Origin of the sequence: Microcoleus sp. AT8-A3, from assembly GCF_036705675.1 — a bacterium.
Taxonomy (GTDB): domain Bacteria; phylum Cyanobacteriota; class Cyanobacteriia; order Cyanobacteriales; family Microcoleaceae; genus Microcoleus.
On the sequence record NZ_JAUBVD010000019.1, the window covers coordinates 1 to 10,075 of the forward strand.

The window sequence follows — 10,075 nt, forward strand, 5'->3', positions numbered from 1 at the left end:
CAAACATATAATTGCTATCAAAAGAACTGGCAGTAGGTGGTCAGGCAAAAAAAGTCGTCGTCGGTTAGTTGATTTCCATGAAACGCATTATTATTTAAGTAGTAAGGATTGGTCGGCAAGCCAATTTGCGTCGGCAATTCGAGGACATTGGTTAATAGAGAATCGGCTGCATTGGGTTAAAGATGTGACGTTAAATGAGGATAACTGCATCCATCGAGGTGACAATGCACCTGCGAACTGGGCAATGGTCAGACAATTTTTACTATCTCTAGCTTGGATGCTCGGTACAAATACACTTCCTGAAGCTTTAAGATTTATGGCCAATCAACTTGAATATGTTAGCGAATTACTTTTCGGTTTATCTCATCAAGACAAACCAATTAAATCTGGCGCGTGCTCGTCAGCAAATAGCCTAACCCCACTGGTTTACTCTTTTGACAATTAATCCACCCTGCTAAATCCCCCTGATTGTTGGGGAGTAGGGGTTGACTTTGAGAAGATTCTTGTCCCCCCCTTAAGAAGGGGGGCTAGGGGGGATCGAGCCCTAATCGTCAGACAGTTTACCCGTACTACGTTTGACGTTAAGTTGACACCAAGAAGGGCACGGGGCGGTGTCCCTAATTACGCAAAGCCTATGTGTCATGCTGAGTGAAACGAAGCATCAAGCCAGATGCTTCGCCCAAATGCCTAAGTCCTATTTTTCATAACGAACTAGAAGATGCCAGAGAAAGATATCCGGGTCGTCATGAGCTATCATCTCTTTAAACATGGAAACAAAAGGCTCATAGTCCAAAAACTGCATCTCCAAACTGAGTTGTTTTAATCCCGCTTCTTTAAAGATGCGATTTAACCGCAAGGGAGTGTAATAAATCTGAGCCTCTTGCCACTCAGCATCCCAAACTTTATTGCCGTAGACATCGATAAATCCCTCTGTAACACAGTGAGCGTGTTTGCGACTAAAATAGGCAATTTCTAAGAAGCATAAGGTGGTTGGAAAATATCCGTATATCTTGCCACCGGGCTTGAGAACTTTCCCAAATTCCCGAATCATCTCGCGGTTGGTTTTATCCTCACTGGAAACCACGGAATTTGCGAGTAGGACGTAATCAAATTTCTCGTTCCACTCCGGTTTTTGTTCGGTGATTCGCGTGGAGTCAACTTCCTCAAACACGATTTGCCGATCGTTGAGTCGGGAATCTCCATCTGCTGTTTTCCAGTTTCCTTGTGCTTTTTCAATCGCTGTTTTGGAAAAATCGGTACAGTAGATTTGTCCAATTTGGGGGCAAAATTCTAGTAAAGTTTTCTGAAGATAAATTTCCGAGCCGCAACCGGGAATTAGGACTTTGATGTCAGGCGAGTTGGAAATATCATAGCCGGGAGAACGCTCTGGACGGATTAAGTTTTTGCAGATTTTGGGGTCTTGGGTGATGCTGAAAGAGGTGTTGGTATAATCTTCGTGACTTTTATCCCATAAAGCTTTCTCTTCTTCAAGAGATTTCGAGCCTAGGTTAGCAGAAGAGGGAATTAGCCATTTGTAATCATTTGTGCCGGTCATAATTTTTAACTCCAAAATGTTCAGTACAGGTCAAATCTGTGTGTCATACCAATTTAATGTGAAGTTGCATATATCTCGATCCCCCTAAATCCCCCTTAAGAAGGGGAGTAGGGGTTGACTTTGAGTGAGCGGAATCTTGTCCCCCCCTTATTAAGGGGGGCTAGGGGGGATCGGATTCTATGCAGCCTCATAAAAAATTGGTGTCAACCGCTAACAACCAAGCTGCCGTTTTCCAGCACGTACATGACATCCGCACGCAAGGCATGGGCCATGCGGTGGGTGATGAAAATCACTGTGCGTTCTTTGGTGATGCGCTCGATAGTGGCGAGGATTTCGGCTTCTGTGGCGGGGTCAAGGGCGGATGTGGCTTCATCCAGAATCAGAATTGCTGGATTTCTTACCAAGGCTCTAGCTAAGGCAATTCTTTGCCGTTGTCCCCCTGATAACTGTCCGCCCCTGTCACCAACTGGTGTGTCGTAGCCTTGGGGTAAGGACAAAATAAATTGGTGAATCTCGGCGGCTTTGGCTGCGGCTTCGACTTGTTCGTCAGAGGCTTGTAGATAGCCCATGCGGATGTTTTCCCGCACCGAGCAATTAAAGAGAATTACATCCTGAGAAACCAGTCCAATTTGAGAACGAAGGGAGCGTATTGTTGCATGACGCAAATCAATTCCATCAAACAGAATGCGTCCTTTATCAGGGTCATAAAATCGCGTCAGCAAGTTGACAATTGTACTTTTGCCGGCTCCACTTTCACCGACAAATACCGCGAAGTCTCCTTGGCGAATTTTCAGGGATAGATTTTTAACTCCTCCTCTATCTTGGGAGTAGCTAAAGGTAACATTGTCAAAGTTAATATCACTGAAAAAGTGAGGTAAATCAATCGCACCCGGTGCATCCTGAATCGCCGGAGTTTCTGATAAAATATCGCTGATGCGTTGCAGCCCTGCTACTCCATCGATAAATGCAGGCAGTGACGAAGTTAAACCGAGAATATTGAGATTCAATCCTAGCATTAAAACTTGAAAGGAGGTAAGAGTTCCTACAGAAATTGTGTTCCTGTAGGTCATCACTGCACCAATACTTAAAACGATAAGCTGCGTCATGACAAAACCAATCATGGGAGCTTTCTGCACTAAGTAGGAGAGAAAGGTTGCGCGGACATAAACCTGTTTTAAGTCATTCAAATCCCTGGAAAAATCCTCAGTCATTTGGTTCTCCAGCCCGAATATCTTGACAACGGTTTGCGAGAGGATATTCTCTTCGACGACGCTGGCAATCTGTCCTTCTTTTTGCAGCAACTTATAGCCGACTTCGGTGGCAAGGCTGGCTATTTTTGCTGGGGCAATGGTGCAGAGGGTTAAACCGATTAAACTGAGCAGGGCTAATTGCCAGTTGAGGAAGAAGAGGAAAACCAGAGAAAATAGGAAGTTAGACAGTTCTAACACAACAACTGTCAGCCCCATTGTAATTACACCGTTTTCCACCTTTTGGACATCGGCAATCAGACAATTGACAATATCCCCGGCTGAACGTCGCCCAAAAAACTCCATTGAAAGGCTTTGGAGATGCTCGAATAGAGAGTGTCGGATATTGTTGGTGATTAAAATGCCCAAACGCGCTCCGAGGAAAATTCCTAGCAAACCGATGCAGGCATATAGAATTGCTCCGACGACTAGCAATGACAGGATTAGAACCAGAAGACTATAGTTTTGGGGAACGATGGCGGCATCGATGATAAATTTTAAGCTGGCTCGGAAGACTGAATCGAATGCTGCGTCGAATATCAGGCAGATAAAGAGTAAAATGAATTGCCATTTGTAGGAGGCAATGTATTTGTTGAGGGTTTTAAAGAACCAAATAAGTTCCATGAGTTAGGGGAGTTTGTCTACAGGCACGATTTATACTTTTACTTTGGCAGTTTTAATTTGGATAGCATTCTTATTAAGCAGGGGCTGTTTTAAAGAGCAGAGGTTCGGCAAGTAGGGGAAGGTGGTTAAGGGAGCATCTCATATTTGTAAAAACACTTCTTCTGGCTCCTTCCTTCTGCCTCTTGCCTCCTGCCTCCTGCCTCACAACTTAGATTTCTAGCTGGGCTGCCAAAGTGAGATGCTGCCGGTGGTTAAAGCAGCAATGCTAATCCAACTTGATAAACTGTTGAATTGCCTCTACAACTGGAACCTTTTGGTTCTTATAGTAAACTTCTCCACAATCGAGATAGCATTCAGCGGCATCTTTCAGTTCTTCACAATTGTCAGGATTGTCGATCTCTTCGCTGATTTCTTTAGACTGATTCTTCTGTGTTTTAATGTATTCGTTGTAGGGCTTTTCTCGCTTGGTCAGCGTGCGTCGCAGACGACCGGGCTGTTGTTCTCCTTGGAAGCGCTGGTTTAGATCGAAATCCAAACGCAGATAATCCCCCCCTGTACTTTCCATGATTTGGTAACAGATAGCTTCAGAATTTTGAGCAGCAGGATTCATGAACATATCCGGTAGGCGCCGAGCCCAGCCCAACTGTCCCCACTCATTGATCTCTTCATAGCTGTAGGGACAAGTTGTATTGCCAGTGCCAATGGAGAGGACAGCAATATCGCTCAATTGTAATTTGTTTTGTTTTTCAATCAACAAAGCGTGGGCGATCGCCACTAACGCCGGGTTATTGGCTGAGACACCGCCATCGATATGGGGAAGACTTTGCTCCTCGTTATAGGGGAGGTTGTAAGGGGGGAAAAACGTGGGTGCTGATGCTGAGGCAGTGCAGATTTTCCAGAGTTCAATGTTGTCGTACCACGTTTTTGCATCGGCCGGGTTATTCGTAAACCACGTTGTGTTTCGGGAATAAACGTCATAAGCAGGTATCAGAATATAGGGTCGATCGATCTCGCTCATTTTCGGAGAGCCCAACTCCGGGTGAATCAATTTTTTCTGCAATATTTTAGCTAAACCCTGCTCTCCCTGTTCGTGGGGGTATAACAAATTACTGCCGAGAGCTTGACTTACTTTTCTCCATTTTCGAGCCTCACGAACCGACGGTAGGAATATATTTTTTCCCTCTTCTAAGTAGAAATCAATCATTTGCTGAACATTCATCTGACAGGTAATCGCCGCCGCCAGAATTGAGCCAGTGGATGTGCCAGAAATCAAGTCAAAATATTCATGCAATTTCTGACCAGTCTTTTCTTGTATGGTTGTCTCTACCTGCTTGAGAATTGTAGCAGATAATACTCCCCGGATGCCGCCGCCATCTAAGCTGAGAATTTTGAATGTCATGGTATCCTCCCCGATCGGTTAATTTTTAAGTGAACAGTGCCTAACCTTTAGTTAGGATTGGAATTGAGAACGAAATCTTAGCTGTCATTTTTCATTGTTACATTTTTAGACGATCGCCCTGGTGAATATCTGAATTTTTAGAGCTCCGAGAATGGGTTGAGATTACACAGGTGTGTAATATTGCCAGAACCAATATCCTAACCCCAAAAAAGTCAGCCCAACTAACAGAGCGATCGCTATCTTGGTAAAATCAATAGATTTTTCGGGCAAAGTATCTGTTACTTCGATCAAACTTCCTGGCTGGTTGAATTTATCGAGTAACTCGTTAACATCGGCTTGGTTTGTCATGACCAGATCGAACCCTCGCCAAATATATTGGCTATTATAAATATTTGGCTGTTTCTTGACTCCACCTAACTTGGCAAATAACGCATCATCAAAATACGTGGTGTCGGTTACGGCCTGGTTGTGAAAGGCAATTAAGGGAGGATTCGACTCCTTATTAGACAGCGAAAAGTAAATTTTCTTCGTGTGACTAGCGATGCAATCAAAATTAGATGTTTTTTGCCCAAATGCGCGGTCAATCCAAAAACCAGGCTTCACAATTTTGTCATCTTCTCCATGCAAAATTCCAATGGGTAGAATTAACCTACTGCCGATTTGACGGATGTTTATTGGTTTGGCAGTAAACGGAGAATTGAAGATTTTTAAAATCCAGATGGCTATCTGAGGAATGCCCATTTCCGTACTTGGGGCTGGAGCGGCAGTAAGAATCTGTTTGGGTAAAAACTTTTGTTGATTTTCCTCGATATAGAGAGGCCAACTCATGGCTAATAATCCTCCCAAAGAATGACCGAACACATAAAAATCAAACTCCGATTGAGCAAGACTGGGATTATCTTGACCTAATTTTTTCCAAGCTGCATCAGTTAGGCCGATAGCTTGTTGAATCCATTCCACGGGACTGTGTAAAAGACTGAGGTCAACAGTGTAAATAAGCTGCTTCAGATTCTTTCCATAGCGGTTTTTGAACAATTTTATTACTAAAAATAGTACGACCAAGGCTAAGGAAAGGCGAAGGTACTTGAACAGGGTAGGTTTGAGGAGCTTGCGGACAACCGGGCCAATCTTCTTTCGCCGATATTGCAGTAAAGTATCCTCTATCTTGAATTTATCCCATTTTGAAACTACTTTACTCAAAATGTTCAACCAAAAAGATAAGGGTTCTTTTTCTTCACTGGCTTTGTTTGTTGTTATATCGTCGGGATAGCGGCTGTTTTGAAAATCAGGAAAAACTACATAATAGCCTTGCTTAGCCAATTCTTCTAAATGAGATTCATAGAATTTTGGCAGACACAAAGCAAAGCCGTGCAAGTAAGTAATTAACCTCAGTTTTCCTTCCCCATCCCGGCAAGGAGCATCAGGAGCGAAAACTTGGATAAAATTTCCTTTAATGTGACTCCCTGACTGATATATTTTGTAGCCATCTTTGGGGATAATATGCTCCCACTCAAACGCGGCTTCGGGATTTTTATTGACCATAAATATATTCTCTTGTTGTTGGTTTCTAGCTAGTTTTTTGCCGATTATCTGTACTTTATCCTCTGTTAACAGCAAACTTAGAGCCATTACTAATTCAGATGCGCTACCAGGGAGTGTACCTACTGTAGATGAAGGCATAGCATTACCAAGTAGGGCAATAAATGTTCCTACAAATAACCACGACCATTTCAGCCTGACCCAGATACCGATACCAATCAGTAGCATGAACAAATTAACTACAATGGTAATAATTGGTGGGCCAGTTAAGTTAGCAGGGCTATAACGCAAAATTTCCGCAAAAAACCTTGGCTCCAACTCCAATCCTATGTAGTTGGTGGTAATATCTATCCCCGCGAGTCCGAATGCAACTACCCAAGATAAAACTCGCACTATTGTAGTCGCCCAAGCTGCTCCAGCACGGTGAGCAAGTTCAACACCAATTACAATGAACAGCGGCACAATTAAGTCGTGCAAGAGAAAGCGAACCCTACTGAGAATTTCTAAAAGCTCTCCTTCACCAATTAAATTTCCTATGGACAGAATGAAATTGTCATAGCTAAGGCTGGCTAGCAATAAAGGTAAAACAATCATCGCTAAGCTGGGTGATAGTCGCCACAGCAGAATCCCCCAACCTAGTAATACCCATTCAATCAGAGCTATACCGAGATGTCCAAGGGGATAAATCATGAACAAAATGTTGTTAATCGGCAAGGAATCAGCTATTGATATAACCATATTTGCTAATTTTCTATTGCTAATTTTTCTTGATTTGCGTGACTGAATTCAGCAATGCCTTTGCTGTAAACTAACCAAGTGAAGATAGCAACTCCTGCTTCTGTTCCACCTAAGTCATGAAGAATATGAAATAAAGCATTTAAAGCGACTTGGGGGTTGGTATAGGGATCGCCTCCATATTTGTCTAGAAGAAATACAAAAGTTAAGTTGACTCCTACTGAAAAAATTGGGACTAGAATAATCTTCCAATCTTTGAGAAGCTGATAACCTCGGTAGGTCAAGACTCCAAAAACTATAGTAAGTGCAATATAAATTGGCACTTTAAAGGTAGGGTTGTCAGCTTTATAACCTAAAGGGTATAAAATTGATATAACCAACAAACTGATGGCGAACAAAATGTTAACTAATCTCGTGAGGGCAGTTGTCTTGATAACCAGGCCATCTGACCACAATACAAATGCTGAAATCAAGAAAAAGTAGAACATAAAATTCAGCATGGTGAAATCGTTTTGATAATACCAGCATTGGGTAACGTGCCAGCCAATTTCAGCGGCGATCGCTACCATAATAAAAGCTAGACCTAGTTGGGAAGCAAAAATCACTTTGAACCCCAATCCCAAATTTTTTAAACCGTCGTAAAAAATTCTCATTGCTAGCGGAATCAGCGCAAAAGTGAGAATGTGCGTGACAATTAAGCCAAATTTCCAACCGCCAGTAATACAGATTCTATTTGGATTGACTAACTGAGATTGTGCGATTTCTGGCAATATTGTCAGAGTATAACCCAATCCAAATAAAGCTATGAAGAAACAGAATGCGATAAAAGCTAAGTCAGAATTGAATATTTTGCCCCTAGGGCTTTTTTGAATGTTTATCATGGATTAAATGAGTTATTTTCAGTAGTTATATTGCGGCTTTTATGGTTAACTTTATTAGCTGATACCAATTTAATAGGTCGTTGCATATATTTCGATCCCCCTCGCATCCCCCGCGGGAGGGGGACTTTGAGCACCCTCTTGTCCCCCCCTTATTAAGGGGGGTTAGGGGGGATCGGATTCTATGCAGCCTCATAAAAAATTGGTATGAGCAAAAATCGCATAAAATTTAAACACAAATAGTTATATATTGAATAATATTTAGCTATGTGTGTTTGAAAGGACAGCTAGATAAACTCTTTTATCCCAACTAATGAGTGTTATCTTTTTGATTACCCTTAGTTAGATTTGAAGTTAATGCTTAAGATCGCGGGTTCTGTTCCAAAACCACTTCCTTGTGCCTGATATCTGACATCTCCAGCTTCTAAAATCGCTGGTCCACCGCATAATTCAATTAGGTTAGTACCTTGCTGCACTTTGCTAGGCATACAACCAAACTCACGTTTTCCCCCAGGACCAGTAATTTCAATCTTGTCAATTATTCCAGTTGCAGTAGAAGGCTCTAAGGAAACTACAGCAGTGTCAATTCTTTTTGATTCTTTCAGGCATCTTATATTTGTATCAACATTGAAACTTCCGTTATCAATTTTAATCTGTCTCAATGGCTGCGGAATTACAGGATTTTCAGGAGAAGAGCAAGTATCTGCCATTGCTGCTGTAGGAAAACAGAAGATCAAAACTGACAGAGCAAATGCCAAAATCTTGGCCAATCGCATAGTTTTTTTCATTGAATTCATGATGGTGTTACTTGTCGATTTTCTGATTTGAGGCGAGACGAAGTTGTATTTTTGTCTCTACATCTATAAGACGAATCCAGAGGTCACTTTCTGAATTTTTCGAGTTAGGGGCTGTTTTTTCCTAGATCAACGTACCCTCAGCACAAGAATTTTAATTTCCACCCATTGCACCAGGTTTTGTCCTTAACTTAAGGTCAGCAACAAAATATCTAGGGTAGGCGCTGACGGCAGTGCCTACCCTACTACATCAATTTTTAATCACAGATGTTCAATTACTGATAAATATTCCACTATCAGAATTGATTTTTGATGTTAGAATCTCAAGCGTCGCATTATTTTTCTCCTTTTTGCTAGTTTTAGTTGTTGTTTCTGATTGAGGTTTTATCCTCAATTTTGTTCGAGATTAGTCGAGACGAAATTTGATTTTTGTCTCTACACCTATAAGACGAATCCAGAGGTCAATTTCTGAATTTTTCGAGTTAGAGGCTGTTTTTTCCTAACTCAATGCACTCTGAGAGGTTCAGCTCCCCGACTTCTCTAAGAAGTCAAGGATCTACGCTTTAGCCCGATCGCCCTTTCGCCTCTTACCTTTCAACCGTTTCACAGCCTCCTCAACCTCCCCGCGAAAAGGGTAGAGCAACCGCCGACTCAGCGCACTTCGATAAGCCTCCACAGCCTCCGTCACATCCCCCAACCCCAACAACGCTCTTCCTTGCCAGTAACCAGCCATAGCCGGGTCAAACTCCATCAATTCCTGAGACTGACCAGTCTTTTCCAACCATTTCCGACTCGCCACCTCATCCCCCAACACTCGATAACTCTCCCCCAGCCACACCGCAGCAGACACAGATTGCAGATAACGCCCCTCTTCCGGTAGCAACTGCCATCCTTGCGCCAAAGCCTCCACCGCCTCCCGGTGTTTCCCCGCCAGCGCCAACACCCGCCCGTGACCAAACCAAGCATCAGGTAACTGCGGCTCAAGTTGCGTCCCCCGCACAGAGACACCACACCCTCGCTCAATCTCCTGAAAACTTTCCACCAACACCCGCCCCGCCGTCGTCCAAACACTCCAGCGATCGGGAAAACGATCGAGCATCTCTTCTACTATTGATGCAAGGGTTACTTCAGGGTTCGATCCCCCTAAATCCCCCTTAAAAAGGGGGACTTCCAGAGGAGTTCCCCCCGTGCAGTTAGAAGACTTTGCCTGCTCTAGCTCCCCCCTTGTTAAGGGGGGCTGGGGGGGATCGAGAGGATCTGGGAGACGACGGTTAGATCCCCCTAAATCCCCCTTAAAAAGGGGG

General features: G+C 43.2%; 7 protein-coding genes and 1 pseudogene. 1 reads left to right on the forward strand and 7 read right to left on the reverse strand.

The window, feature by feature from the left end:
- Window positions 1-79: 79 nt before the first annotated feature.
- A pseudogene (locus QUB51_RS13585) lies at window positions 80-253 on the forward strand (ISAs1 family transposase); the annotation flags it as partial.
- Window positions 254-694: 441 nt separating this feature from the next.
- Here the strand turns inward: QUB51_RS13585 and QUB51_RS13590 are convergent.
- The 7 genes from QUB51_RS13590 to QUB51_RS13620 form a co-directional block, all read right to left on the reverse strand.
- The gene (locus tag QUB51_RS13590) at window positions 695-1,555 is read right to left on the reverse strand and encodes a class I SAM-dependent methyltransferase (protein WP_333207852.1); all 861 of its coding nucleotides are present in this window, start codon (window positions 1,553-1,555) and stop codon (window positions 695-697) included.
- Between the two features lie 203 nt (window positions 1,556-1,758).
- Window positions 1,759-3,426, reverse strand: coding sequence for an ABC transporter ATP-binding protein (locus tag QUB51_RS13595; RefSeq protein WP_333057350.1), 1,668 nt, complete (start codon window positions 3,424-3,426; stop codon window positions 1,759-1,761).
- A 265-nt stretch (window positions 3,427-3,691) separates the two neighbouring features.
- Window positions 3,692-4,825: a patatin-like phospholipase family protein gene (locus tag QUB51_RS13600; RefSeq protein WP_333057349.1), complete on the reverse strand. Its 1,134-nt coding sequence runs from the start codon at window positions 4,823-4,825 to the stop codon at window positions 3,692-3,694.
- A gap of 162 nt (window positions 4,826-4,987) precedes the next feature.
- A complete protein-coding gene (locus QUB51_RS13605; protein ID WP_333261435.1) occupies window positions 4,988-7,102 on the reverse strand; it encodes a hypothetical protein in 2,115 nt (704 codons plus the stop codon).
- A 5-nt stretch (window positions 7,103-7,107) separates the two neighbouring features.
- Window positions 7,108-7,980: a hypothetical protein gene (locus tag QUB51_RS13610; protein ID WP_333207848.1), complete on the reverse strand. Its 873-nt coding sequence runs from the start codon at window positions 7,978-7,980 to the stop codon at window positions 7,108-7,110.
- A 335-nt stretch (window positions 7,981-8,315) separates the two neighbouring features.
- A complete protein-coding gene (locus QUB51_RS13615; protein WP_333240658.1) occupies window positions 8,316-8,774 on the reverse strand; it encodes a hypothetical protein in 459 nt (152 codons plus the stop codon).
- Window positions 8,775-9,327: 553 nt separating this feature from the next.
- Window positions 9,328-10,075, reverse strand: a 748-nt coding sequence (locus QUB51_RS13620) for a tetratricopeptide repeat protein (RefSeq protein ID WP_333261432.1), incomplete at its 5' end; no start/stop codon positions are given.

Excerpts from the sequence above, each read along its gene's own strand:
- QUB51_RS13590 (WP_333207852.1), bottom strand. The coding sequence starts at position 1,555 with ATGACCGGCACAAATGATTACAAATGGCTAATTCCCTCTTCTGCTAAC.
- QUB51_RS13595 (WP_333057350.1), bottom strand. The coding sequence starts at position 3,426 with ATGGAACTTATTTGGTTCTTTAAAACCCTCAACAAATACATTGCCTCC.
- QUB51_RS13600 (WP_333057349.1), bottom strand. The coding sequence starts at position 4,825 with ATGACATTCAAAATTCTCAGCTTAGATGGCGGCGGCATCCGGGGAGTA.
- QUB51_RS13605 (WP_333261435.1), bottom strand. The coding sequence starts at position 7,102 with ATGGTTATATCAATAGCTGATTCCTTGCCGATTAACAACATTTTGTTC.
- QUB51_RS13610 (WP_333207848.1), bottom strand. The coding sequence starts at position 7,980 with ATGATAAACATTCAAAAAAGCCCTAGGGGCAAAATATTCAATTCTGAC.
- QUB51_RS13615 (WP_333240658.1), bottom strand. The coding sequence starts at position 8,774 with ATGAATTCAATGAAAAAAACTATGCGATTGGCCAAGATTTTGGCATTT.